At 43.5% G+C, this 24,734-nt stretch carries 38 protein-coding genes and 1 tRNA gene; 3 read left to right on the top strand and 36 right to left on the bottom strand.

Annotated features, from left to right (window positions below; genetic code table 11):
- Nucleotides 1-137 precede the first annotated feature (137 nt).
- The 36 genes from rpsD to HMPREF0240_RS02325 all read right to left on the bottom strand — a co-directional run bounded on the left by rpsD (nt 138) and on the right by HMPREF0240_RS02325 (nt 21,431).
- Nucleotides 138-731, bottom strand: coding sequence for a 30S ribosomal protein S4 (gene rpsD, locus HMPREF0240_RS02510; protein WP_009001883.1), 594 nt, complete (start codon nt 729-731; stop codon nt 138-140).
- A gap of 21 nt (nt 732-752) precedes the next feature.
- The gene (rpsK, locus tag HMPREF0240_RS02505) at nt 753-1,148 is read right to left on the bottom strand and encodes a 30S ribosomal protein S11 (RefSeq protein WP_009001882.1); all 396 of its coding nucleotides are present in this window, start codon (nt 1,146-1,148) and stop codon (nt 753-755) included.
- Between the two features lie 30 nt (nt 1,149-1,178).
- Nucleotides 1,179-1,547: a 30S ribosomal protein S13 gene (rpsM, locus tag HMPREF0240_RS02500; RefSeq protein WP_035312284.1), complete on the bottom strand. Its 369-nt coding sequence runs from the start codon at nt 1,545-1,547 to the stop codon at nt 1,179-1,181.
- Nucleotides 1,548-1,952: 405 nt separating this feature from the next.
- Nucleotides 1,953-2,066, bottom strand: a complete 114-nt coding sequence (rpmJ, locus tag HMPREF0240_RS02495) for a 50S ribosomal protein L36 (RefSeq protein ID WP_003497809.1) — start codon at nt 2,064-2,066, stop codon at nt 1,953-1,955.
- A gap of 119 nt (nt 2,067-2,185) precedes the next feature.
- Complete coding sequence (gene infA, locus HMPREF0240_RS02490) at nt 2,186-2,404, bottom strand: translation initiation factor IF-1 (RefSeq protein WP_009001880.1); 219 nt, start codon at nt 2,402-2,404, stop codon at nt 2,186-2,188.
- Nucleotides 2,405-2,406: 2 nt separating this feature from the next.
- Entirely contained in the window at nt 2,407-2,688 is a 282-nt protein-coding gene (locus HMPREF0240_RS02485) for a KOW domain-containing RNA-binding protein (protein ID WP_009001879.1), read from the bottom strand.
- A 1-nt stretch (nt 2,689) separates the two neighbouring features.
- Nucleotides 2,690-3,334 (bottom strand): adenylate kinase, encoded by a 645-nt coding sequence (locus HMPREF0240_RS02480; RefSeq protein WP_035312280.1) that lies wholly within the window; start codon nt 3,332-3,334, stop codon nt 2,690-2,692.
- Between the two features lie 192 nt (nt 3,335-3,526).
- Nucleotides 3,527-4,879, bottom strand: a complete 1,353-nt coding sequence (gene secY / locus HMPREF0240_RS02475; RefSeq protein WP_009001877.1) for a preprotein translocase subunit SecY — start codon at nt 4,877-4,879, stop codon at nt 3,527-3,529.
- Nucleotides 4,879-5,319, bottom strand: a complete 441-nt coding sequence (rplO, locus tag HMPREF0240_RS02470; protein ID WP_009001876.1) for a 50S ribosomal protein L15 — start codon at nt 5,317-5,319, stop codon at nt 4,879-4,881. The genes secY and rplO overlap by 1 nt, the downstream gene beginning before the upstream one ends.
- Before the next feature lie 27 nt (nt 5,320-5,346).
- Complete coding sequence (gene rpmD / locus HMPREF0240_RS02465) at nt 5,347-5,529, bottom strand: 50S ribosomal protein L30 (protein ID WP_009001875.1); 183 nt, start codon at nt 5,527-5,529, stop codon at nt 5,347-5,349.
- 69 nt (nt 5,530-5,598) lie between these two features.
- Entirely contained in the window at nt 5,599-6,108 is a 510-nt protein-coding gene (rpsE, locus tag HMPREF0240_RS02460) for a 30S ribosomal protein S5 (protein ID WP_009001874.1), read from the bottom strand.
- 15 nt (nt 6,109-6,123) lie between these two features.
- Nucleotides 6,124-6,492, bottom strand: coding sequence for a 50S ribosomal protein L18 (rplR, locus tag HMPREF0240_RS02455; protein ID WP_009001873.1), 369 nt, complete (start codon nt 6,490-6,492; stop codon nt 6,124-6,126).
- 17 nt (nt 6,493-6,509) lie between these two features.
- Nucleotides 6,510-7,052, bottom strand: coding sequence for a 50S ribosomal protein L6 (gene rplF / locus HMPREF0240_RS02450; RefSeq protein ID WP_009001872.1), 543 nt, complete (start codon nt 7,050-7,052; stop codon nt 6,510-6,512).
- Between the two features lie 140 nt (nt 7,053-7,192).
- Complete coding sequence (gene rpsH, locus HMPREF0240_RS02445) at nt 7,193-7,594, bottom strand: 30S ribosomal protein S8 (protein WP_009001871.1); 402 nt, start codon at nt 7,592-7,594, stop codon at nt 7,193-7,195.
- Between the two features lie 145 nt (nt 7,595-7,739).
- Complete coding sequence (locus tag HMPREF0240_RS02440) at nt 7,740-7,925, bottom strand: type Z 30S ribosomal protein S14 (RefSeq protein WP_009001870.1); 186 nt, start codon at nt 7,923-7,925, stop codon at nt 7,740-7,742.
- A gap of 13 nt (nt 7,926-7,938) precedes the next feature.
- Nucleotides 7,939-8,478 (bottom strand): 50S ribosomal protein L5, encoded by a 540-nt coding sequence (gene rplE, locus HMPREF0240_RS02435; protein ID WP_009001869.1) that lies wholly within the window; start codon nt 8,476-8,478, stop codon nt 7,939-7,941.
- Nucleotides 8,479-8,501: 23 nt separating this feature from the next.
- Complete coding sequence (gene rplX / locus HMPREF0240_RS02430) at nt 8,502-8,813, bottom strand: 50S ribosomal protein L24 (protein WP_035312278.1); 312 nt, start codon at nt 8,811-8,813, stop codon at nt 8,502-8,504.
- Between the two features lie 13 nt (nt 8,814-8,826).
- Nucleotides 8,827-9,195 carry a 50S ribosomal protein L14 gene (gene rplN, locus HMPREF0240_RS02425; protein WP_009001867.1) on the bottom strand — a complete coding sequence of 123 codons (369 nt, stop codon included), beginning with the start codon at nt 9,193-9,195 and terminating at the stop codon, nt 8,827-8,829.
- A gap of 45 nt (nt 9,196-9,240) precedes the next feature.
- A complete protein-coding gene (gene rpsQ, locus HMPREF0240_RS02420; RefSeq protein ID WP_009001866.1) occupies nt 9,241-9,498 on the bottom strand; it encodes a 30S ribosomal protein S17 in 258 nt (85 codons plus the stop codon).
- Between the two features lie 11 nt (nt 9,499-9,509).
- Nucleotides 9,510-9,716, bottom strand: coding sequence for a 50S ribosomal protein L29 (gene rpmC, locus HMPREF0240_RS02415; protein ID WP_035312277.1), 207 nt, complete (start codon nt 9,714-9,716; stop codon nt 9,510-9,512).
- Nucleotides 9,706-10,143: a 50S ribosomal protein L16 gene (gene rplP / locus HMPREF0240_RS02410; protein ID WP_009001864.1), complete on the bottom strand. Its 438-nt coding sequence runs from the start codon at nt 10,141-10,143 to the stop codon at nt 9,706-9,708. Before rplP ends, rpmC begins: the two co-directional genes overlap by 11 nt.
- A complete protein-coding gene (gene rpsC, locus HMPREF0240_RS02405; RefSeq protein WP_009001863.1) occupies nt 10,143-10,799 on the bottom strand; it encodes a 30S ribosomal protein S3 in 657 nt (218 codons plus the stop codon). The genes rplP and rpsC overlap by 1 nt, the downstream gene beginning before the upstream one ends.
- A gap of 14 nt (nt 10,800-10,813) precedes the next feature.
- On the bottom strand, nt 10,814-11,200 hold the full coding sequence (rplV, locus tag HMPREF0240_RS02400) for a 50S ribosomal protein L22 (RefSeq protein ID WP_009001862.1): 387 nt from the start codon (nt 11,198-11,200) through the stop codon (nt 10,814-10,816).
- Nucleotides 11,201-11,231: 31 nt separating this feature from the next.
- A complete protein-coding gene (rpsS, locus tag HMPREF0240_RS02395; RefSeq protein WP_009001861.1) occupies nt 11,232-11,513 on the bottom strand; it encodes a 30S ribosomal protein S19 in 282 nt (93 codons plus the stop codon).
- A 26-nt stretch (nt 11,514-11,539) separates the two neighbouring features.
- Nucleotides 11,540-12,382, bottom strand: a complete 843-nt coding sequence (gene rplB, locus HMPREF0240_RS02390) for a 50S ribosomal protein L2 (protein WP_009001860.1) — start codon at nt 12,380-12,382, stop codon at nt 11,540-11,542.
- A 95-nt stretch (nt 12,383-12,477) separates the two neighbouring features.
- Nucleotides 12,478-12,777, bottom strand: a complete 300-nt coding sequence (gene rplW, locus HMPREF0240_RS02385) for a 50S ribosomal protein L23 (protein WP_009001859.1) — start codon at nt 12,775-12,777, stop codon at nt 12,478-12,480.
- Complete coding sequence (gene rplD, locus HMPREF0240_RS02380; RefSeq protein WP_009001858.1) at nt 12,777-13,397, bottom strand: 50S ribosomal protein L4; 621 nt, start codon at nt 13,395-13,397, stop codon at nt 12,777-12,779. Before rplD ends, rplW begins: the two co-directional genes overlap by 1 nt.
- Before the next feature lie 27 nt (nt 13,398-13,424).
- Entirely contained in the window at nt 13,425-14,105 is a 681-nt protein-coding gene (rplC, locus tag HMPREF0240_RS02375; protein ID WP_009001857.1) for a 50S ribosomal protein L3, read from the bottom strand.
- A 66-nt stretch (nt 14,106-14,171) separates the two neighbouring features.
- On the bottom strand, nt 14,172-14,489 hold the full coding sequence (rpsJ, locus tag HMPREF0240_RS02370; RefSeq protein WP_004607300.1) for a 30S ribosomal protein S10: 318 nt from the start codon (nt 14,487-14,489) through the stop codon (nt 14,172-14,174).
- 905 nt (nt 14,490-15,394) lie between these two features.
- A complete protein-coding gene (locus HMPREF0240_RS02360; protein ID WP_009001856.1) occupies nt 15,395-15,874 on the bottom strand; it encodes a glycine/sarcosine/betaine reductase component B subunit in 480 nt (159 codons plus the stop codon).
- Between the two features lie 37 nt (nt 15,875-15,911).
- A complete protein-coding gene (gene prdD / locus HMPREF0240_RS02355) occupies nt 15,912-16,679 on the bottom strand; it encodes a proline reductase cluster protein PrdD (RefSeq protein WP_009001855.1) in 768 nt (255 codons plus the stop codon).
- A 145-nt stretch (nt 16,680-16,824) separates the two neighbouring features.
- Entirely contained in the window at nt 16,825-17,550 is a 726-nt protein-coding gene (gene prdB / locus HMPREF0240_RS23715; RefSeq protein WP_083806101.1) for a D-proline reductase (dithiol) protein PrdB, read from the bottom strand.
- Nucleotides 17,547-17,846, bottom strand: a complete 300-nt coding sequence (locus HMPREF0240_RS02340; RefSeq protein ID WP_009001852.1) for a CBO2463/CBO2479 domain-containing protein — start codon at nt 17,844-17,846, stop codon at nt 17,547-17,549. Before HMPREF0240_RS02340 ends, prdB begins: the two co-directional genes overlap by 4 nt.
- Nucleotide 17,847: 1 nt before the next feature.
- A complete protein-coding gene (prdA, locus tag HMPREF0240_RS02335; protein WP_009001851.1) occupies nt 17,848-19,701 on the bottom strand; it encodes a D-proline reductase (dithiol) proprotein PrdA in 1,854 nt (617 codons plus the stop codon).
- 90 nt (nt 19,702-19,791) lie between these two features.
- Nucleotides 19,792-21,117, bottom strand: a complete 1,326-nt coding sequence (gene prdC, locus HMPREF0240_RS02330; RefSeq protein ID WP_009001850.1) for a proline reductase-associated electron transfer protein PrdC — start codon at nt 21,115-21,117, stop codon at nt 19,792-19,794.
- A gap of 216 nt (nt 21,118-21,333) precedes the next feature.
- Nucleotides 21,334-21,431, bottom strand: a tRNA-Sec gene (locus tag HMPREF0240_RS02325).
- Nucleotides 21,432-21,759: 328 nt separating this feature from the next.
- On the opposite strand from HMPREF0240_RS02325, the gene HMPREF0240_RS02320 reads away from it, so the two are divergent.
- The 3 genes from HMPREF0240_RS02320 to HMPREF0240_RS24150 all read left to right on the top strand — a co-directional run bounded on the left by HMPREF0240_RS02320 (nt 21,760) and on the right by HMPREF0240_RS24150 (nt 24,568).
- The gene (locus tag HMPREF0240_RS02320; RefSeq protein WP_009001849.1) at nt 21,760-22,797 is read left to right on the top strand and encodes a proline racemase family protein; all 1,038 of its coding nucleotides are present in this window, start codon (nt 21,760-21,762) and stop codon (nt 22,795-22,797) included.
- Between the two features lie 161 nt (nt 22,798-22,958).
- Entirely contained in the window at nt 22,959-23,546 is a 588-nt protein-coding gene (locus HMPREF0240_RS02315) for a TetR/AcrR family transcriptional regulator (protein ID WP_009001848.1), read from the top strand.
- 131 nt (nt 23,547-23,677) lie between these two features.
- Complete coding sequence (locus tag HMPREF0240_RS24150) at nt 23,678-24,568, top strand: hypothetical protein (protein WP_050794468.1); 891 nt, start codon at nt 23,678-23,680, stop codon at nt 24,566-24,568.
- Nucleotides 24,569-24,734 lie beyond the last annotated feature (166 nt).

Raw genomic sequence — 24,734 nt, 5'->3', positions numbered from 1 at the left:
TTGAGGGGTACGATGCTTATGCCGCGCGAAGGCTGGTCTTCCCAAGCCTCACGCGACAAAGTACATCCTGCCGCCCTGGATTCGGTTTTCCGGACTCTCAGGTGACAAGGATGCAACTATCTTGCTATACTCAGGGATTATTTAGAATATAACTCGACAATAAGCATCTCATCAACAGGAACATCAATTGCCTCACGTGCAGGAAGTTCTTTTACTGTAGCTTTCAGGTTCTCAGCATCTACTTCCAGCCAGTCAGGAATCATATTTCCGCCTGTCATTTCCAGAATATCTTTATATCTCTGGCTTCCTTTGTGCTTTTCTTTGATTTCAATTGTATCTCCGGCCTTTACAAGGTAAGATGGAATGTTTACCTGCTTGCCGTTTACCATTACATGCTTGTGATCAACAATTTGTCTTGCTTCTTTTCTGGTTCTCGCAAGTCCCATACGGAACATTACATTGTCAAGTCTGGATTCCAGAAGAATCATCAGATTCTCACCTGTCATGCCTTCCATCTTCTTTGCTTTTGCATAGTAGTTTCTGAAAGGTTTCTCCAATACACCATAGATAAATTTAGCTTTCTGCTTCTCGCGTAACTGAAGGCCGTACTCGCTCATTTTTCTATTAGATCTCTTTAACTGTCTGTTAGACTTTTTATTAATTCCTAAATAGATTGGGTCCATCCCTAATGAACGGCATCTCTTAAGAACTGCAACTCTATTTACTGCCATTTTAGCTTCCTCCTATATATACTAGACTCTTCTGCGTTTCGGTGGACGGCATCCGTTGTGTGGTACCGGTGTTACGTCTTTGATGCTTGTTACATCAATCCCGCATGCCTGGAGCGCACGGATTGCTGCTTCTCTTCCTGATCCTGGACCCTTTACAAAAACGTCTACCGTTTTAAGACCATGTACTAATGCTGCTTTTGCTGCTGTTTCAGCTGCCATCTGAGCTGCGTATGGAGTAGATTTCCTTGAACCTCTAAATCCCAGACCGCCTGCACTTGCCCATGAAAGAGCATTTCCCTGTGCATCTGTTAATGTTACGATTGTATTATTAAAAGATGACTGGATGTGTGCTTGTCCTCGTTCAACGTTTTTCTTGACACGTTTCTTTGTCACTTTTTTGGTAACTTTCTTCGCCATTTAAACTAACCTACTTTCTTGAATTCTTAATTATTTTTTCTTATTAGCTACAGTTCTCTTAGGACCTTTGCATGTTCTTGCATTCGTCTTAGTCTTCTGTCCACGTACCGGAAGTCCTTTTCTGTGACGGATTCCGCGGTAACAGCCGATTTCTTTCAGTCTCTTGATATTCAGCTGGATCTCTCTTCTCAGATCACCTTCTACAGTCTGAGACTGTTCGATCACTTCGCTGATTTTCTTTACTTCTTCACTTGTCAGATCTCTGACACGAGTGTCAGGATTTACTCCTGCCTCTGTCAAGATACGGCTGGCACTTGTTCTACCAATTCCATAGATATAAGTCAAGCCGATTTCTACACGTTTGTCTCTTGGTAAGTCTACACCTGCAATACGAGCCATGTGTCTTTCCTCCATTTCAAATCTGTTATCATATTGTCCCTAACTGGGATGTCTCCTGGCATCCGGAAAGGTGCTTCCTTCTCCCAAAAACATCCAGGCATACCTTATTCCGCTGCTTGCTGTGGATCCGTCCGCAGGGCATGTGTTACGGGGTGCCCTTTGGGTATTCCTTATTCCGCAACTTTAAGCCGCAGGATGCCCTTTCCCGACACGGAATCTAACCGTAAATGATCGCCGGGTATTATAAGCAATATACAAAAGACCACCAACCCTTCGGTAACTGCAAATTCAGCAGTGTGGTGTATCCTTACTGTATATTAAACAGCTCTACACACTTCCTGGTGTGTCGCGCTGTCAGCCGCCTAATTAATTCACAAATCCCAACATTCTTTACTGAATCAGTAATTAGCCCTGTCTTTGTTTGTGTTTCGGATTCTCACAGATTACTCTGATGCTTCCTTTTCTTTTAATGATTTTACATTTTTCACAAATTGGTTTTACTGATGATCTAACCTTCATGTCAAATCCTCCTTCCATCCTTTGCTTGGTAATACGCTGCCAGCTATTTTTGGACACACCTATCCAAAAACAGCCATTTCATAGTATAACACTAATCTCCAGGCAAAGTCAATACTTTTTTACTTATCTCTCCAGACAATTCTCCCCTTACTCAGGTCATATGGAGACATTTCCAACGTCACTTTGTCACCTGGTAAAATCTTAATAAAATTCATACGCAGTTTTCCGCTGATGTGGGCCAGTACAACATGGCCGTTTTCCAGCTCTACCTTAAACATCGCGTTTGGCAGTTTTTCAACCACGACTCCTTCAATTTCGATTACGTCAGTCTTTGACATACTTAATCCTCCTGCACGTTTGGCACTTTACTATTCTCATTCGTGTCCAAACGAGAATATCTGTTTATAACATTTCTGATTGCTTCATCATCTGCAGCGGAAGGACAATATCCCTTCTTTATTACCTGCAGATGCTTTTGATTCTTTCGTTTTGTCCGGCGGACGGTTCTTGACGCCCCATCCGCCAGATATATATATTCAGCATTGACATCAATTATGACATATATACAGCCTTTATCTCTGCCTGCTTTAGATTTTGCAAGCATTCCCGGTTCGAATACCATCTTATTCTCCAAGGATTTTTACAATCTCAGCGAATACATCATTAATATCGATGGTTCCGTCTACCTCTTTGAGAATTCCAGCCGTTGTATAGTAGTCGATAAGCGGCTGTGTCTGCTCGTGATAAACACCAAGGCGCTTCTGAACCGTCTCCGGCTTGTCATCATCTCTCAGAATCAGGGTTCCTCCGCAGTTATCACAGACTCCTTCTTCTTTGGTCGGTGCATATTCCAGATGATAAGTAGCGCCGCAGTCTACACATGCTCTTCTTCCGGACATACGACGGATAATGTTCTCATCCGGCACCTCTACATTGATGGCGCAGTCAACTTTCTGGTCCAGTTCAGCCAGCGCTTTATCCAAAGCTTCTGCCTGCGGGATTGTTCTCGGGAACCCGTCCAGAACATAGCCTGATGCACAGTCTTCCTGATTTACCCTGTCTACGACAAGATCTACAACCAGCTCATCCGGAACAAGAAGTCCCTGATCCATATAGGTCTTTGCTTTCTGTCCCAGTTCTGTACCGTTCTTGATGTTCGCCCTGAAGATATCTCCTGTGGAAATATGAGGAATTCCATATTTCGCTGCGATCTTCTTAGCCTGTGTTCCTTTGCCTGCTCCGGGAGCCCCTAACATAATAATTTTCATATACATGTTCCTCCATATTTACACCGCCATATGATTCCCGGACGGTGATATATCCATATAGCACATTAACCCGCCGGTTCTATCCCTCACAGGACAAAACTTGGCGAGCTAAGTAGTTTCAGTGAAATCCCCGAGGACAGCCGCCATCTATACATGCAGACATGCACATCCGGCTTGTTGCACTCGCGCGAATTAATAACCGAGGAAACTGTTCTTCATGGAGTTTCCTTTATTATTCAAAAAGCCTGTGTAATTACGTACAAGCATCTGTGCTTCAATCTGTTTGATCGTCTCTAATACGACACCTACAATAATGATCAGGGATGTTCCGCCGAAGGAAACATTGGCCTTGAATACACCATTGAAGAAATACGGTATTACCTGAACGATCACAAGTCCGCATGCACCAATAAAGATAATGTAATTCAATATCTTCTGTAAGTACTCTACGGTTGGCTTGCCAGGACGGATACCCGGAATAAAGCCGCCGCTCTTTTTCATATTGTTTGCTATCTCCAACGGATTGAATGTAATAGACGTATAGAAATAAGCAAAGAATATAGTAAGCACGATATACACAATCAGACCCCATGAATAAATTAAATTGCCCGGGTTACACCAGTTATTGGAATTCAGTCCTTTCAGGATCTGGCTTCCGATTCCTGTACCGTTACCTTTTCCAAGAAAGGACGCGATAACTACAGGGAACTGCATCAGTGAAGATGCAAAAATAATCGGGATAACACCTGCTGTATTTACTTTTAACGGGATATGTGTGGACTGTCCGCCATATGTCTTTCTTCCCTGTACCTTCTGTGAATACTGGACTGCGATTTTTCTCTCGCCTCCCTGCAGAATGATAACAAACACGACAACTACCAACAGAACCGCAAGAATCACTATTGCTGCAAGACCGCCCTTCGCGAGGCTTTTGCCTTTTACAAACTGTTCAAACAGTGTAAGGAAGTCATCCGGTACACGGGAAATAATGTTAATAAGCAGGACGATGGAGATTCCATTTCCCACACCTTTTTCTGTAATACGTTCACCAATCCACATCAGGAATGCAGAACCTGCTGTAAGTGTACATACTACAATAGCAGCATTTACGAAATTATATTCAACAAGAAGTCCCTGACGTCCAAATCCTACCGCCATAGCGATGGATTCGATCAATGCGAGAGCTACTGTGACATAACGGGTAATCGCTGCAATTTTCTTTCTTCCGTCTTCTCCTTCTTTCTGCATCTCTTCCAGTTTTGGAATTGCGATCGTAAGAAGCTGCATGATAATGGAAGATGTGATGTATGGTGTAATGCTCAGCGCAAACACAGACATCTGTGTAAAGGAACCGCCGGTGAATGCATCAAAAAAATTGAATGCATCACCGGTCTGATTCGCGAAAAACTCCTGAATATAGGTTGGATCCACACCAGGCGTCGGCAGCTGGGAACCAAGTCTAACAACGACCAGCATTAAAAAGGTATAGAATAATCTTTTGCGGATATCTTCTATTTGAAATGCTCTCCGTACTGTACCTAGCATTAGATCACCTCTGCTTTTCCACCAAGGGCCTCTATTTTTTCAGCTGCTTTTGCACTAAATGCATTTGCCTGAACAGTAAGCTTCTTAGTTAACTCTCCATTTCCAAGAATTTTAACACCGTCTTTTGGATTTTTAACGATACCGCTCTCAATTAATGTCTCTACGGAAACTGTAGCGCCATCTTCAAATGCTTCTAAAGCACTTAAGTTAATACCAATAATTTCTTTAGAGTTTCTGCATGTGAAACCTCTCTTTGGTATTCTTCTGTATAAAGGCATCTGACCACCTTCAAAGCCTGGTCTTGGTGCTCCTGAACGAGCTTTCTGACCTTTGTGTCCCTTACCGGCTGTCTTACCATTTCCAGAACCGTGTCCACGGCCTCTTCTGAAATTATCACTCTGCTTTGAACCGTCTGCTGGTCTCAAATTTGATAAGTCCATGATATTACCTCCTTATCGTTTTTTTATTTACGCTTCTTCTTCAACTTTCACTAAGTGTCTAACCTGCTGTACCATACCTCTGGTAGCCGCATTATCCGGCAGTACTACTGTTTTGTTGAGCTTTTTAAGACCCAGCGCTTCAACAGTTTTTTTATGCTTTGGCACAGCACCGATTGTAGACTTTACCAGTGTAATTTTTAAATTTGCCATTATAATTTACCTCCTATACGACAGCCCGAAGCTCTGTTTTTTTTAACAACAGAGCAAAGCGCTGTCTTACTAGCCTACGATCTCTTCTACTGATTTGCCGCGAAGTTTTGCAACCTCTTCCGGAGTTTTAACTCCTCTAAGCCCCTCAATAGTAGCAAGAACTACGTTCTGCTTATTATTGGATCCTAAAGATTTTGTACGGATGTTCTTGATTCCTGCCATTTCAATTACGGCACGGGCCGGACCTCCGGCAATAACACCTGTACCATCCGGAGCTTTCTTCAGTAATACAGAAGCACTCCCGAATTTTCCGATAACATCATGTGTTACACTATCATTATCATCCAAAGCAACAGTGATTAATTTCTTTGCTGCATCTTCTTTACCCTTGCGGATCGCCTCCGGAATTTCGGTAGCTTTTCCTAAACCTGCACCAACATGGCCTTTACCATCGCCAACAACTACTAAAGCTGTGAATCTGAAGTTACGACCACCTTTAACAACTTTGGTAACACGTTTGATTGATACCACTTTTTCTGTTAATTCCATCTGACTAGCATCAATACGTTCCTGTTTCATATGTGTTCTCCCTTCTTAGAAATTCAGCCCAGCTTCTCTGGCTGCGTCTGCTAATGCTTTAACTTTACCCTGATATATAAAGCCGCCTCTGTCAAAGACTACCTCTGTGATGCCTTTTTCTTTTGCTTTCTCAGCAATCACTTTACCTAACTGTGCTGCCGCCTCAACGTTGTTGGTTTTTTCTAATTCCGCTTTCACATCTTTCTGAAGAGTGGAAGCTGCAACCAGAGTGTTTCCAACTGTATCGTCGATAATCTGAGCATACATATGATTATTACTTCTAAACACAGCTAAACGTGGTCTCTCAGCAGTACCGCTGAAACGGTTACGTAATTTCATGTGTTTTTTTCTACGAACTTCGCTTCTTGATTTCTTACCAACCATTTTCACACTCTCCTTAATTATTTCTTACCAGTCTTACCAACTTTACGTCTGATCACTTCATCAGCATACTTAATACCTTTGCCCTTGTAAGGTTCAGGTCTTCTCTTATCTCTGATTTCAGCTGCATATTGGCCTACTTTTTCTTTATCGATACCTTTTACAGTAATTTTGTTCTGGCCTTCCAGAACGGATTCGATACCTTCCGGGTCGATCATCTCAACTGGATGAGAGTATCCTAAGCTTAATGTCAGTTTATTTCCGGACTTAGCTGCTCTGTAACCAACACCGTTTATTTCCAGAACTTTCTGATATCCATCTGTTACACCAACAACCATGTTGTTGACCAGTGTTCTTGTAAGACCATGTAAAGATTTCATTTTCTTTAAATCACTTGGCCTTGTGACGATAATTTCTTCGCCTTCTTTTTTGATTTCCATTTCAACCGGAAGCTCTTTTTTCAGAGTTCCTTTAGGACCTGTTACAGTCACTACGTTGTTCTCTGCAATCTCAACAGTTACACCTGCCGGGACTGCGATTGGCAGTCTTCCTATACGTGACATACCGTACCTCCTATAACTTAAATTCTCGGAGAAGCTGCTATGGCTTCTCTGTTTTCAGTTGCTCTAAAGTTCTTCGCCCGAAGGCCAAAGAACGGCATATTCACTTTACCCGTGCGATACATCAGTAAAGTGTCCAGTGCCTACCAAACGAAGCACAGTACCTCGCCGCCTACGCCCTGTTTTCTTGCTTCTTTGTCTGTGATTACACCTTTATTTGTAGAGATGATAGCTGTTCCAAGTCCACCCAGTACTTTCGGGATGTCTGCGCTGTTAGCGTAAACACGAAGACCTGGTTTAGAGATTCTCTTCAGACCTGAAATAACTTTTTCGTTCTTATCTGCACCATACTTTAATGTGATGTGGATTGTGTTGAAGTTTCCGTCTGCTACGATGTCATATTTTGCAATATAACCTTCGTTCAACAGAATCTCAGCAATCGCGGTCTTCATCTTAGATGCAGGAACATCAACTGTATCATGTTTAGCAGTATTTGCGTTACGGATTCTTGTAAGCATATCTGCGATTGGATCACTCATAGTCATTGATTATTGACCTCCTTATTTCTTTGAAGTTAATGGTTTTCCCTTATATCCATCCATTGTGTTTATAAAGGAAGTTCTTCGTGCCTTGCCCGAAGAACGACTGATTTTCTAAGTGTGTGCACAGCACGCACTAAGAAACTCATGTCTACCAGCTTGCTTTTCTAACGCCTGGGATTTGTCCTTTATATGCCAGTTCACGGAAGCAAATACGGCAGATTCCATATTTTCTCAAATATGCATGTGGACGTCCGCAGATTCTGCAGCGGCTGTACTCTCTTGTAGAGTATTTCGGTGCGCGCTGCTGTTTGATTTTCATTGATGTCTTAGCCATGAATTTCCCTCCTTTACTTAGTGAATGGCATATTGAACTGTGTCAATAATTCACGAGCTTCTTCGTCAGATTTTGCAGTTGTAACGAAAATTACATCCATACCTCTGACTTTATCTACTTTATCGTACTCGATTTCAGGGAAAATCAGCTGCTCCTTGATACCAAGGGCGTAGTTGCCTCTTCCGTCGAATGCATTCGGGTTAACACCTCTGAAGTCACGTACGCGAGGTAATGCAAGGTTGATCAGACGATCAACAAATTCATACATTCTTTCGCCCCTTAAAGTAACTTTACATCCGATTGCCATGCCTTCTCTGAGCTTAAAGTTCGCGATAGAGTTCTTAGCTCTTGTAAGAACTGCTTTCTGTCCTGAAATCTTCTCAAGATCAGCGACCGCTGACTCTAATACTTTAGCATTTTCTTTTGCTTCGCCGACACCCATGTTGATAACAACTTTGTCAAGCTTCGGCACTTCCATAATATTTTTATATCCAAATTTTTTGATCATTGCATCAACGATCTCATTCTGATATGTTTCTTTCAGTCTACTCAAAGTTCTGGACCTCCTTCCTTGAATTAATCAATTACGTCTCCTGTTGACTTCGCAACACGTACCTTTTTGTCTCCGTCCATCTTGAATCCGATCCTTGTAGCTGTTCCTTTGTGTACATACATAACATTGGAAATATCGATCGGTCCTTCCTGATGAATGATACCGCCATTCTGATTGGTAGCGCTTGGTTTTGTGTGCTTCGTCAGCATGTTGACACCTTCGACCAGAACTTTTCCATCTTTTTTATTTACAGCAATTACTTTGCCTTCTTTGTCTTTATCTTTTCCAGCGATTACTTTTACAGTGTCGCCTTTTTTGATTTTCATAGTTGACATTCTCGGCACCTCCCTATAGTACTTCCGGAGCTAAAGAAACAATCTTCATAAACTTCTTGTCTCTAAGCTCTCTGGCTACTGGTCCAAAAATACGTGTTCCACGTGGGTTCATATCGTCTTTTATAATAACAGCAGCATTTTCGTCGAATCTGATATAGGAACCGTCTTTACGACGAGCACCTTTTACAGTACGGACAACTACAGCTTTTACAACGTCACCTTTTTTTACAACGCCGCCTGGTGTTGCATCTTTAACAGTCGCAACGATCACGTCTCCGATATTGGCATATCTTCTTGTAGAACCGCCAAGTACACGGATACACAGTAACTCTTTAGCACCTGTGTTGTCTGCTACTTTAAGTCTGCTTTCTTGTTGTATCATGCAGGTAAACCTCCTTTAAATATACTTGCAAAATATGCGATATAATTATTTCGCTTTTATCATAACCTCTACAAGTCTCCATCTTTTATCTTTAGACAGCGGCCTTGTTTCCATAACTTTAACTGTATCTCCAACGTTGCACTCATTCTTCTCATCATGAGCTTTCAATTTATAAGTTCTTTTTACAATTTTCTTATAAAGTGGATGCTTAACGTGGTCTTCAACTGCAACAACGATTGTTTTGTCCATTTTGTCACTAACAACCTTGCCTGTACGGGTTTTTCTAAGATTTCTTTCTTCCACAGTACGACCTCCTACTCAGCTTTAGAAGCTTCAGTTATCGCTGTCTGAATTCTTGCGATATTCTTTCTGACTTCTTTGATTCTGCTTGTATTATCTAATTGATTAGTTGCATTCTGGAATCTCAAATTAAAAAGTTCCTTCTTAGCAGCTACTAATTCTTCATTTAACTCTTCTACAGATTTTCCTCTTAATTCTTGTACAAATGTATTAATTTTCACTGTTATCACCGCCTTCTAAGTCTGCGCGAGAAACGATTTTGCATTTGCAAGGTAACTTATGCATTGCAAGACGAAGTGCCTCTCTGGCTATTTCCTCAGGTACTCCTGCAATTTCAAACATAACACGGCCTGGTTTTACTACTGCTACCCAGTACTCCAATGCGCCTTTTCCTTTACCCATACGAGTTTCTGCTGGTTTTGCTGTTACCGGTTTGTCTGGGAAGATTTTGATCCAGACCTTACCACCACGCTTGATATAACGTGTCATAGCAACACGGGCCGCCTCAATCTGGTTGGAACGAATCCAGCAGGGTTCCATTGCAACAATACCATATTCACCGTATGAAATGGTGTTGCCTCTTAAGGCTTTACCTTTCATGTTACCACGGAACTGTTTACGACGTTTTACTCTTTTTGGCATTAACATTATTTATCGCTCCCTTCCTTATCTGCTTTCGTCGGAAGAACTTCACCTTTGTAAATCCAAACCTTTACACCGACTTTTCCGTAAGTTGTGTCAGCTTCTGCGAATCCATAATCAATGTCAGCTCTCAGTGTCTGAAGCGGAATTGTACCCTCACTGTAGAACTCTGTACGAGCCATATCAGCACCGCCGAGACGTCCTGAAACAGATGTCTTCACACCGAGTGCTCCGGACTTCATTGTTCTTGACATGCAGGATTTCATAGCACGTCTGAATGAAATACGGTTTTCAAGCTGCTGAGCAATGTTCTCAGCTACTAACTGAGCATCTTTGTCAGGTCTCTTAACTTCTTTAATATCAACAATAAGCTTCTTGTTTGTATACTGAGTCAATTCAGCTTTCACTTTTTCAATCTCAGAACCGCCTTTTCCGATTACTACTCCAGGCTTAGCTGTATAGATGATGATTTTAATACGTTCAGATGCTCTTTCGATCTCGATTCTGGAAACACCTGCGCTGTATAATTTCTTTTTAAGGAATTTTCTGATTTCATGGTCTTCTACCAGGTTATCAGCGAAATCTTTTTCTGCATACCATTTAGAATCCCAGTCTTTGATAACGCCGACTCTTAAACCATGAGGATTAACTTTCTGTCCCATTATTGCCCTCCTTATTATCTTTCATTAAGCACGATTGTGATGTGGCTCATTCTCTTCTCGATTCTATAAGCTCTGCCCTGTGCTCTTGGTTTGATTCTCTTCATTGTCGGTCCTTTATTTGCAAAACACTCTTCAATATAAAGGTTTTCAACATTCATACCGTTGTTGTTCTCAGCATTTGCGATTGCTGATTTTAATAATTTTTCTATAACACTTGAAGCATATCTTGGGTTGTAAGCTAAAATACCAAGTGCTGTCTGTACATCCTTACCTCTGATGGCATCCAATACAAAGCAAGCCTTCTGAACTGACACTCTAGCGTAAGAAATCTTAGCTGATGGTCTTGTATCTTTCTGCTCGTTTCTTTCTCGTTTGATTTGGGATCTATGTCCTTTAGCCATGGATGAACCCTCCTTTCGAATATCTTATGATTTATCTGACTTTTGACTTTTTCTCGTCTTTTCCATGTCCTCTGTACGTTCTTGTTGCTACAAACTCTCCGAGTTTGTGACCAACCATGTCTTCTGTAACATATACAGGCACATGTTTTCTTCCGTCATGGACAGCAAAGGTGTGTCCAATGAATGACGGGAAGATTGTAGAACGACGTGACCATGTCTTAACAACTGATTTATCACCTGCAGCGTTCATAGCGTCTACTTTTTTCAGTAAGCTTTCGTCTGCAAATGGTCCTTTTTTAAGTGAGCGAGCCATAGGTTCTAACCTCCTTGTAATCTGAATTATTTAATCGCTTTTCCATCTCTTCTTCTTACAATCATCTTGTTAGAAGCTTTATTTTTCTTACGTGTCTTAAGACCGAGTGCCGGTTTGCCCCAAGGTGTACATGGACCTGGACGTCCGATACCTGTCTTACCTTCACCACCACCATGAGGATGGTCGTTCGGGTTCATAACGGAACCACGTACTGTAGGCCGGAAGCCCATGTGACGTGTACGGCCGGCTTTACCTACGTTGATCAGGTTGTGCTCTCCGTTTCCTACGACACCAATAGATGCTCTGCAAATGATTGGAACCATTCTCATCTCACCAGATGGGAGTCTTAATGTTGCATATTTTCCTTCTTTAGCCATCAGCTGTGCGCTGTTTCCTGCTGAACGAACAAGCTGTCCGCCTTTTCCTGGGTATAACTCGATATTGTGGATCTGCGTACCAACCGGGATCTCAGAGAGAGGCATGCAGTTTCCTACTCTTACTTCTGCTTCTGGTCCGTTCATGATTTTCATTCCATCCTTTAATCCTTCCGGAGCAAGGATGTATGCTTTTTCGCCGTCTGCATAGCAGATCAGTGCGATGTTTGCTGATCTGTTAGGATCATATTCGATTCCGATAACTGTTGCCGGAACCCCATCTTTCTTTCTCTTGAAATCTACGATTCTATATTTTTTCTTAGCTCCGCCTCCGCGGTGTCTAACTGTAATTTTGCCCTGATTGTTGCGGCCGGCTTTTCTGCTTTTGGAATCCAACAGTGATTTCTCAGGAGTTGTTTTTGTAATCTCAGAGAAATCAGAGCCAGTCATCTGTCTTCTGGAAGGTGTATATGGGTTATATGTTTTGATTCCCATTACTATCTCTCCTTTCGTTTTGCCTGATTATTAGTTTCACGGAATTGCACCGTATATTGTAAGCTTTCACGAGGTTCTTCCGAACCCGGACCGTTTTACAGTCCCTCGAAAATCTCGATATCAGCACTGTCCTCAGTAAGCTGAACGATAGCTTTCTTTGTCTTAGCTGTCTTTCCGTATGTCATACCACGTCTTTTTGTTTTTCCGTCAAGATTCATAGTATTTACGCTTTTTACCTTTGTTCCTGTGAACATTTTTTCAACAGCTTCTTTGACCTGAGTCTTTGTAGCTTCTGTGTGAACAAGGAATGTGTATTTCTTGTCAGCCATCAGCTCCATTGTCTTCTCAGTAACAACTGGTTTAAGGATTACATCATAATATTGAATGTTAGCCATTATGCGTACACCTCCTCGATCGTTGCAACAGCAGCTTTCGTGACGATTACTGTGTTGTATTTTAAGATATCAAATACGTTGATTGTATTTGTATGAGCTGTCTTCACCTCTTTGATGTTTCTTGCAGAAATCTCCACGTTTTTGTTGCCGTCTTCCAGAACAACCAGTGCTTTGTTCACGTTCAGGTTGTTTAAAACTTCCTGGAATTTCTTTGTTTTGATCTCGTCGAAGTTCAGTTCATCGATTACGATAAATTTGTTTTCCTCTACTCTGGAAGTAAGAGCGGATTTGAGAGCTGCTCTCTTTTCCTTCTTATTCATCTTGAATGAGTAGTCTCTCGGTACCGGAGCGAATACAACTCCGCCGCCTGTCCACTGAGGTGATCTTGTTGAGCCCTGTCTTGCGTGTCCAGTTCCCTTTTGTCTCCATGGTTTTCTTCCGCCTCCGGAAACTTCAGCGCGTGTTTTCGCTTTCTGTGTTCCCTGACGGTTGTTTGCAAGCTGGCTTACAACTGCCATGTGTACAAGATGTTCATTTACATCAACACCAAATACGGCATCGTTCAGATCGATTGTACCAACTTCTTTACCTTCGATATTATAAACAGATACGTTTGCCATCTGTGTGTTCCTCCTTTCTTCGTCAGACTAGTTAGCCTTTACAGTTTCTTTAAGTGTCACGAGACATTTCTTCGGTCCCGGAACTGAGCCTTTTACTAAAAGCAGATTGTTTTCAGCGTCAACTCTGACAACTTCAAGATTCTGAACTGTAATTTTCTTGTTACCCATCTGACCTGGCATCTTTTTGCCCTTGAATACTTTACTCGGGTCAGATGCCGAACCATTGGAACCAGCGTGACGATGGAACTTAGAACCGTGAGTCATTGGTCCTCTGCTCTGATTGTGACGTTTGATCGCTCCCTGGAAACCTTTACCTTTTGAAACTGCAGTAGCATCAATCTTATCTCCTGCTTCAAAAATGTCGGCTTTGATTTCCTGAGCAAGTGTATATTCTTCAGCATTTTCAAATCTGAATTCTTTTACATATCTCTTTCCAGAAACACCGGCTTTGTCAAAGTGTCCTTTTTCAGCCTTTGTAACACCGTTTCTGTGTGCGATTTCTTTCTTGCCGCTCTTGTCTTTTGTGACAATCTTTTCTTTCTTGTCAGCAAAACCAACCTGAACTGCGCTGTAACCGTCATTATCTGCTGTCTTAACCTGTGTTACTACACATGGTCCAGCCTGAAGTACAGTTACCGGAGTTAACACTCCATCTTCGTTGAAGATTTGAGTCATTCCGACTTTAGTAGCTAAAATAGCTTTCTTCATTATAATTACCTCCTGTGATTTACAGCGGAGCGCTTATGCGCTCATCCTAAACTTTAGGAATACTGCTTACTTATTTTTCATTTTGATATCAATGTAAACACCGGCCGGCATTTCCAGTCTGGATAATGCGTCCACAGTCTTCTGTGTCGGTGTGATGATATCGATGAGTCTCTTATGAGTTCTCTGCTCGAACTGCTCTCTGGAGTCTTTGTACTTGTGTACCGCTCTTAAGATTGTTACTACTTCCTTCTTAGTTGGAAGTGGCACTGGTCCACTCACTTGTGATCCGTTCTTTTTTACAGTTTCGATGATTTTCTTTGCAGATGCATCTACCAGCTGGTGATCATATGCCTTCAATGTGATTCTCATTACTTGACTTGCCATAAAAAAAGTCGCCTCCTTTTCGTACTATTCCATCAGTACGACAAGCGGTGACTGTACACTCTCCCGTGTGTGTCGTGAGAAACTCACACGTTGTTTCATACTTCTTATCCTTTGATAATCAGTAATCAGTTTTGATTCGTACAGTGACTTGTCGCCAGTTTCCTAACTTGACATTCGCTCCACGGAAAACCTGCCATCCTGCTCTTCGCAACCGGCAGCAACCTCACGCTTCCACGCTATCATGCCACAGCTCTCTTAGTATAGCGGATTCATCCATATATTTCAAGAGGTTTTTTTGAATTATTGTATTTTTTTTGATACAATCCAATTTATTTTCACCTTTTGTTTATTTCCCCGGATTCTGAAACATATTTATATAGAAGAAACTAATTTTCTTGTCCTTCCGAAATATACGCTTTTCCACTTACATCTTATTGCAGTATACAGCACATCTTATAAAAACTGCAATATTTTTATGTGGATTTTCCCCATGTTGCGATCATTTTCTACAATTTTCTACAAATTCTGCTTTTTTTAATTTTCTGCGCTTGACATCACCGTGGTAAAGTGATATAGTGAATTCAACTTATAGGATTGTAACCAAAGGCGGTTTCCCTAATACTAGGAAAGCGCCTTTTTATAAAAGATTAAGCCTTATCCTTAGGTGGATAATCTAACCATACTTATGGTTGCTGTTGCAGTTATGCCAACGCCGATTGTTTCCCCCAAGAACGATCTTGCGCTGGTAAACTCCAATTAAATATATACATCCTCATTGTAGGACATTCCCCAGATTTGTATATAATACAGACTGCAAAGCAACGAGGAAAAACCTCTCAATGACATACCAAAAGCGAAAAGCACGACCTCGGTCGTGCTTTTCGCTTGCCCGCTTATCCTGTCGTTTACTTGTCAGCCGGCGAATTCCTGCGCATCTTTAATTTCAGAAGTGCAGTCACGGTCCGTGCATCCAGTTCTGTGGCATTATTTTCTCCTACTATACAGCTTTCAATCCCCTCTGCATTTTTACAGATGTCTTTAATCCCGTCCAGATACTTATTTTCTACGACAAACCCACCGTTTTTACCGCTGAATTTAAGACCTGTGACAGGAATTCCACGGATACCAAGCTGTTCGCACGTATTTGCATAGTCTACATCACTGTTTCCCCATCCATCCGATGTCATAATTACGCCATCGGCCCGCATGCATTCTGCCATAGCGGCAGCACGGGTGCCTACCAGCATTTTATCTGCATGATCGTCAGGTGTTCCTACAACCAGCACTCCGAGCAGATCCAGTTCTTCATCCGAAGACACCACATCAAGCAGCGGATCTCTGAAATGATGAAGTGTCGTTTCTTTGGTAGACGGCCCTATTCCCATAAAATCAGCCTCCTTACAGTTTTATTCCGACGTTGGATTATTGCATTGAACGTATCGCGCCATCCCGGTATTCGTTAGGAGTAAGAAGCACGGGCATGTTTCCCAGATCAATGATCGAATGCCCGCCGTCCACTCCAGACGGCTCCTTCGGAAACAGCCATGTATCATACATAGCCCCCTGCCCTGCCACCTGTTTGACTATCAGCACCTTCTTTTTGCCAGGCCTGACAATATCGTGATATTCGTGCCGCTCTGAACACATTTCTCCCTTCAGCTTCTTGAGTTTCTCCCTGTATATCTGAACAAACCGGTCACACGCCCGGTGTGCCGCCAAAGGTCCTGGCCGTTCCTGGCCCATGCCGGCCTTCAAAGTGACATGAAAGGATATGATATAATCCCTTTCTGATGGTGTACCCGCACGGTTCAGGCAAAGCTGCTCCGCGAGAATACCCTCCGATGATCCGAACTCATGAGTCTGCTTCCCTTCCGTGTCGACTCCGGTCAGCATAACATATACACCAGTCAGCGTATGTGTGATTCCCTCTCCCAGTTTCCCCAGTACCTTCGTTGAAATTGGGATAATATCCATGATCGTATCGGTTCTGATGTTATGCTCCCCTGGCGGGATAATCGTTATACCGGCGTTTTCAATCAGAGGCTCTCCGGACAGAATATCATGCAGGCAGGATTCATCCACTGTCAACACGCCTTCATTTGTGATGTCATTTGTGCCGCGGTTCACAACGCTGTTTATATGAAACGACCTGATCACCAAACGCCTCAGATCTTTTTCATCAGTTTTCAATTCAAACACCTCCCGTAATTGGATGAGAAGGGCAAGGGGGTCAGACCCCTCTGCAGAGGGGTCTGACCCCCTTGCCCTTCGTTTTTCGATTTGTTTGACAAAAAAGGGACAATTCCATCGGAACGTCCCCTTTTGTATCATTATTTTACACTTTTGCTACATATTCGAATGGCAACGGGACAATTTTACCCGGTGTCTCGATCTTGATGAGCTGTTCAAGTGTTGCTTTCACGATATCCGTCTGCATTTCTACATCATTCGGCGCACCTGCGTTGGCACCCATAGGTACTAACGGAGCTACGGCACGAGGTGTACCGGTCTGACGGACAACCGGGGGAAGAGCTGCAATAATAATTGTAGGTATTCCAGCTTCTTCAATCGCTCTCTGCACCAATACTGCAGAGCGGTGACAGGTACCTCAGCCAGCGGTCAGGACGACTGCATCCACATCTTCAGCTTTGAACATCTGTGCAATTGCAGGTCCTGTTTCATGTTTGAATTTGTCCTGGTTTCCGCCGCCGCCCATGAATCCGGCATGTACCGGAGCACAGGCTCTGATAAACCCTTCTGCTGCCAGTTCATGAATCCTGTCGATCGGGAACATGCAGTTGATGTCTTTATTGACATCTCCATTATCGTATCCGCCGTGGGATACCATTAACTCGCTTGACGGAGTTTCGTTCGTTATCTTTCTCCAACTCGAGTCACCGGCCAGATTAAACCGTTCCTGACTCTTGCAGTGTACGCCCGCTGCTGTAGCAAGGGCGATGGACATATCCTTCAGCTCTTTTGTCACAGGTGTCCAGACTGCCGGAGGAGTGATCGGAACGTAAATCTCTGACTGTAAACCTTTTGTGGTTGTCAAACTCATTCTTCTGCCTCCTTATTTTCCGCATTTGTCTTGCGCATCTCTTTTTGTTTTCTGTTATATGTGTCCAGATTGCTTACGTACTTATCATTCACTTCCGGCCCAAGCTGTTCCACGAAACTCATGTTCCACGCAACTTCCTGCCCCACAGCCAGCGGATAGTCCGTAATCAGCATACGCATCGGCACTTTCAGATAACCGAGCCTGCCTTTCAGATCAATTCCGGCACACCCGTCATGAACTTCAATGATTACGCCTTCCATACGTATAATCTTATCACCATACTTCAATTCTTTCATCTTAGTCGTATTTCTCTTTCCTCTTCTGACTCATGGGCAGTGACTGCTCATTTTTCGCCAGCTCAATCGGCTTGCCTGTTACATTGGAAATTAATTCCACATTTGTCCCTTTGACATTTGGATTCCATTTTCTTTCTGCTGTTTTCACTTCTTCGCCTGCCATTGCATTTTTCAGCATGGCCAGAGCACGAATCGCATCTTCGTGGCAAAGTGTGTTGCAGGCAAGCACTTCATTCTCAATGCCTGACTCGGATTTATTGTTGTCAACCATATTGGTCATGTATTTGTTACCAACGACCAGGGCCCCCTGAACTGCGCAGAAAGACATACCAACAACGGGGATTCCGCGCATTCCAATCTGTTCGTGGTGACTTGCAAAATCAATATGGTTATTTCCGAAGCCTTCTGTTGTGACAAACGCGCCATCCACATCCATCATTTCAACCATCATACCAACCCGTTTAGACACATAGAACTTCTCTGAATTGATCTGAGGGCTTCCCACAAAGATGACACCGCACAGATCCACTTCCGGATCGTGAAGTGCTTCGAGAACCAATGGTTCTCTCCAGTAATGTCTGGACATCTCCTTAGACGCAGGTCCGATGCAGGTCAGGGCATGGATACATCCGTCCAGAACCTCCAGCGGTGATACACAGACAGGCACATTGCCAAGGTCAACATTCGGCTTAGCCCCAAGCACGCCGACCGGCTCTACCGGAAGAATCAGGTTGTCATGCATGGCACCCTGTCCCATGATCTCTTTTACAATAACCACTTTCTTTTTGCCAGGTCTTCTGACCTGGTCAAATGTCTCTGTATCAACAACCAGTGAGTCGTTCTCCAATTCTTTTAACGCCTCTCTGATCTCCTGTGTAATATGATCTGTAGCTGTGTGAGCCGCAAGAGGTCCCGGTCTTTCCATGTTCGTTCCCTCTTTGATTGTCACCTGGGTCTTAATGAAAATCTCACCTTTGTCAGGTGCCCCAGGGCGGTTCCACATAATATTTTCATCCAGATAACCTTCTGATGAGCCAAATTCCCCAATCTGCACTCCGTTGGCATCTGTCCCTGTTACCATCATGATCACGCCGTCCAGCACTCTTGTTGTACCGCTGCCGACCTCATCTTCGCCTTCCTTGCAGGCAATCGGCTGTACATCCATAATTGTCTCGGAATATGTGTGATAGTCTTCCGGTGTAATGATATCGATTTTAAGATCAAATACCAGTTCCTGAGAATCCACACATTCTTTTTCAATTCCTTCACGGATGTACAATGTGGTCCCTTCGATCTTTGTCTCAGGTCCGCGTTTTACTTCTGTAATGTTATAATGCTTTCTGGTCAGAGTCCTGACGATCTTTTCTTCATTCGTCTCCTGTACCTCTGTATCGGCTGCCAGTTCCGGAATTACTCCCGGTACCCCTGCCGGTGTGGGCGCGGATATATTTGCCAGCCCAACAGGAAGTTCAATATCAATATCTTTCCCTTCCCCAATGTGTATTCTGAGCACCTGTCCGGGTCCAACAGCAGCTTGCGGTGCGGCCGGCACAGCCGGTGCCGGCTCTGCAGCCTGTTCAGCCGCCTTCTCAGGAGCAGCAGCGGCTTTTGCCCCTTCAACCACATCTGCAGTCAAAGGGCACAGGGAATCACAGGTCTTTGTCAGCGTTGCACCTAATACCTGTTCAATCGTCAATGCGCCTTCCAGATCCAGAAGCCCTGAATCTACCAGATCGTCAAATATTGCCGGATCTTCCAGATTGGATGCCTGAATTGTAATGCCTTCCTCTGCTCTGCAGCAGAGCACCGCAGGGTCATTCGCATGTTCTTTCGCTGTTTCAGCTGTAATTGACATACTTTCTTTCCTCCTTTTATTTTATACGAAGCGGCATGCATACCAGCTTCATATAGTAACTATTGTCATCTATTTTCCATCAGGAATGCGCTACTTGCCCTCTGGCAGCTGCTCTACCTGCTTAGAAACTTTTAATCTCCTGTAAAGTGGATGGTTGATCGTCCTCATCACATGGTCTGTCTGGTGGAACACCTTAAGATTCATCTTCGGTGCAGAACCCATAACCGTATTTGAACAATCCGAACAGTTGCCCATAATGACATATTCTGATCCATCCTTTTTAAACTGCAGGCACTTTTGGGCCTGTCCCGGACAGTTGCCGGGATTCTCACACTTCAGCGTCCCGTTTTTCATCTCAACGGCCTGTTTGCAGCGGGCCACGGAGACAACATTTCCATGCATCTTCTCACAGACATCCCGCATACGCGCCTCGTCACCGCCGCAGGCACATACCAGCAGCCCAACCGGTGCACCGTGAAGATCAGGAAGATCGATTGTCACAATAATACCGCCCGTAGTTTTTGTAACAGGAGCATCCTTGCCAACGGCTTTCCCCGTAAATGGTCCGCCCATGATGATCTCTCCGTACACACCGTCAATTCCACCGGCACGCTCGATCAAATCCCCCACACTGATTCCCACCGGAACATCCATATAGACATGGGGCTCATTGCCGCCTTTAAGCTTACCAACTACTGTCATGTTCTTGCTGAAGCATGGTTTTCTAAAATCTATCGCTTCCGCAACACGCAGCACCGTCTCTACATTAATCACAATAGAGTCTGCTGCCGAAGGAAGCTGCGTTGGGTCCAGAAGCTTTCCAAGCGTCTCACGCACTACTGCCCGCTCTTCTCCCATCGGATAAATATCCGGAAGCAGATGGATTGAAATATTCTCTTCATCACGGACAGCTTTTCTCAAAACTTCCACAGCCTTCTCGTTCTTAGACTTAATAGCGAAGATTGCTTTTCCGGCATTGGATATCTCCATGCAGTACTTTACACCTTTCAGGGTCATCTCTATATTATCCTCAATCTGACGGATATTATGATAAAGTCCAGGTTCACATTCCACGGCATTCACAAGTATAAAGCCGCCTTTCAAATCTGTCCCAAGCTTCACCCCTGTCGGAAATCCCGCACCGCCCATGCCAACCACTCCGGCTTCTTTCACCATCTCCAGCCAGCTGCCTTCGTGAATCGGTACAAACTCTTCCTTTTGCTCTTCATCCGGAGCAATCACAATTCGGTCTTCGAGAACAGACTGTACAGACCCATAGACGCTGGAAAATATATTCGCGCCCAGTCCGGCCGGAACGGCAATCAACGTTCCCTTTTCCACTCTGTCACCGGCTTTGACAACCGGCTCACACGGAGCGCCAACGTGCTGTCTCAGCAAAAACTGTAAATTTTCCATGACCCGTTTTCTCCTTTTATAAGTTCTCTTCTTGCAAATGTTCAGTACAGGACTGTGCATTTACTGCACAATCCGTACGAAAACGTTGAATCTGCGATAGCAAGCCCCATCGCCAAGGCGATATTCATGGGCTTGCGGCGTAACTGTTCATGGTTCCGAACAGCTGCCTCTTCTTTATTATTAGTCTGCAGAAAAAATTCCTGCAGGTCTTGTTTTTGGCGGAGGCATGTGGGAATCGAACCCACCCAGGACGCTACGAACGCCCAACACTGGTTTTGAAGACCAGGAGGCACACCAGTTACCCTTCTACCCCCTCACTTATTTAGTTCTTCTATATCATTGCCACATTTACTGCAGGATATGATAAATGACGATAATTTTCAGGAAATACATACACTGTTAAATTGTTTATTTTTTATTTATCATGTTTATATATTAACAAATAATCGTTGACTTTTCAAGGGTTTTCGTACATAATAATTCATATAAACTATACTTCGTACTAGAATGCAGTCTATTTGTGGATTTTTTATCAATTTTTACCTGTTTAATCATCGGATTACTCTCCATAATAATCTGTAAAGGAATCTTTTAAACAACTTATAGACACATTCTATAAACCAACAATTAGGAGGAAGGGTTATGAATTACAATCCCAAAATCAATCTGGATGCATTTGAAGCATCGTTTAAAGCAATTGATACACATACGGTGGGAGAATTTACCCGTATTATTATGTCCGGTTTTCCAGAGCTGAAAGGTGACTCCATGATGGAGCGCAAACAGTATCTTGCAAATAATTTCGATAAATACCGTCAGGCACTGATGTTTGAACCACGCGGACATCATGACATGTTTGGAGCCCTGGTGACGGAACCGGTAAATCCGGAAGCCGATTTCGGTGTTATCTTTATGGATACCGGAGAATATCTGAACATGTGCGGCCACGGTACAATCGGAACAACAACGGCACTTATTGAATCAGGCCTCGTTCCAGCGATAGAACCTTATACAGAAGTAGTATTGGACGCTCCGGCCGGACTTATTCGTGTAAAAGCAGAAGTTAAAAATGGAAAAGTCCAAAATGTGACTCTGACCAATGTTCCGGCTTTCCTGTATAAAGAGAATCTTACTACCGTAGTTGACGGCAAAGAAATCAAATATGATATCGCATTTGGTGGAAGTTTTTTCGCACTTATAGATATCGAGCAGCTTGGCTGGACAGTTGACAAGAAATCCATACCAAAGCTTACAGATTTTGGCATGAAAGTTATAAAGCAGGTAAACGCAGAAGTAGAAATCAAACATCCCTATCTTGACATCATCTCCGTTGATCTGGCTGAACTTTACTGCCACACTGAGACCGAAGGCTGCAATTACCGAAACGTAGTAATATTCGGAGACTATATGTCCGACCGCTCCCCCTGCGGAACCGGAACAAGCGCAAAGCTTGCGGCACTGTACTCTCGCGGTAAAATTAAAATCGGAGAGCCCTTTGTATACGAAAGCTTTATCGGTTCCCAGTTTAAAGGGGTAATCAAAGAAGAAGCCACTGTTGGTGAGTTCAAGGCAGTCATTCCTCAGATTACCGGAAGCGCTTATGTTACCGGAGAAGCGACCTATGTGATCGATCCGGAAGACCCGTTAAAATATGGTTTTAAGGTCGCAAGAGGAGAATAATGCTCCTCTGATACCAACTGCATACAGCATATCCATAAAAAATCGGTGGCGGAAGCAATTCCCACCGATTTTTCTATATTTTTTCCATAGTCGTAATTTTAAACTTATGCTATACTAATAAACGAAACACAATGTAAAAAAGTTAGGAAAGAGAGCTTGTTATGCCTAGGAAAAAACAAACTACCAAGAGCCGTATCGTAAAGGCTGCCTGGAATTTATTTTATAAAAACGGATATGACAACACCACGGTAGAGGACATTATCAAACTGTCCAAAACCTCCAAAGGGACATTTTATCATTATTTCAAAGGAAAAGACGCACTTCTCTCTACTCTGTCAGACCTGTTTGACCAAAAGTATGAGGAGATCAACAATACCCTGGATCCATCTATGTCAGCCAGAGAAAAACTGCTGCTTTTGAATCACGAATTATTTTATATGATTGAGACAAGTATTGACCTCAACCTGCTTGCATCCCTGTATTCATCTCAGCTTATTACAAGAGACAACCGATCTCTTCTGGATGATGACCGTTATTATTTTCAGCTGGTTACAGAAATCATTACTGCGGGACTTAAATCCGAAGAATTCCGCAGCACCTCCTCGGCAGGGGAGCTTGTAAAGATTTATACGATGTATGAGCGCGCCCTGCTCTATGACTGGGCGCTGTGCGAAGGAAAGTACTCCCTGTCAGTGTACAGCGACAAACTGCTGCCCCATGTCCTGGATAACTTTGAGAGGGGAATCTGACAGGATTTGAGCGTATGTTCCGCGCAGTAAATGCGCAGACCTGACTGAACTGTTACCACAAACATACAGTTTATTGTATTTTTCAGCAAAAACTGATATGATTAAGAAAAATCGATATGGAGGTATTATCTGTGTCCGAAGAATTAATTTTTGTAAAAGAAAAAACTGCCAGTAACTCAACAGGGAACCCCTCGGCTGTCCCTTCGGTTGATACAGATGTTTCAAATATTGTACCATTTGCATCAGAAACGCCAGGCGCCCCTGCAAATATCACGGAAACTGCCGCAAAAGAGGCTGCTGCAGAGAATCCCTCCGTGCCTTCTCCTGCAGTTTCCGCAGAACCTGCCACCCAAAGCGCATCAGCAGAGAATGTCGCCAGAACACCGCAGGAGCCCGTCACCACACCGGAAAGCAATCCGGCCATTCCTGCTGCCGAACCAGTGAATCATGTCGAACCTGCCGTCGAATCCCGCAGTACGGTTTCAGAGTCCCCGCATTCTGAAAGCATTGCCACAGACTCTCAGCCGTCACAAAAGGCTTACGAATTCAGGGATATGGCCTCCAGCTTTGCAGATAAGGCTTCCGAGTTAACTGACAAAGCATCCGAACTTACTGGAAAGGCAACCGAACTCACCGGCAAGGCATTCAAAAAAGTGGCTTCCCGGCCTGAGACCAGTACTGATGACGAGATGCCCGATGATGATCCTGCTGATAAAAAGCGTTTTCATTTTAAAAAGGAAGACAAAGAGTTCTACCGTGATAAATGGATCCTCTCCCGCATAAGCGATGAGAATCTTATGGATTATCTTACTCTGGAACAAAAACGCAATGAAATGCAGCAGCAGGCACGGGATATTAAAGAAAAACGGATTATGAAAGGTTTTGAACTGACGATTTCCCTGGCGGCAATCGTGGCGGTTATCTACCTGCTTAAAGATAATCCTACTATACTGGTTAATATATTGTACATAACGGGAATCCTGGTAGCTTTTTGGTTTTGGAAGAATCCTCGTGATAAGTGAGTAGAGGGGGAAGGGTCCGCCTGGCCGTGAGGGTGTGGGCGGTGAAGCAGGGGAGGTACGGCGGTGCTTTCTGATACCGGCCGTTTAGCCTGGTTTCCGTAGGGATAAAATTAAAAAATCTGATGGAACCGGCGACAAGCGGCCCTAAATTTGATAATTTGGGGCC

Source organism: Clostridium sp. D5 (assembly GCF_000190355.1).
Taxonomy (GTDB): domain Bacteria; phylum Bacillota; class Clostridia; order Lachnospirales; family Lachnospiraceae; genus Faecalicatena; species Faecalicatena fissicatena_A.
The sequence above is the reverse complement of the archived record's forward strand: the minus strand, read 5'-3'. Positions and strand labels throughout refer to the sequence as shown.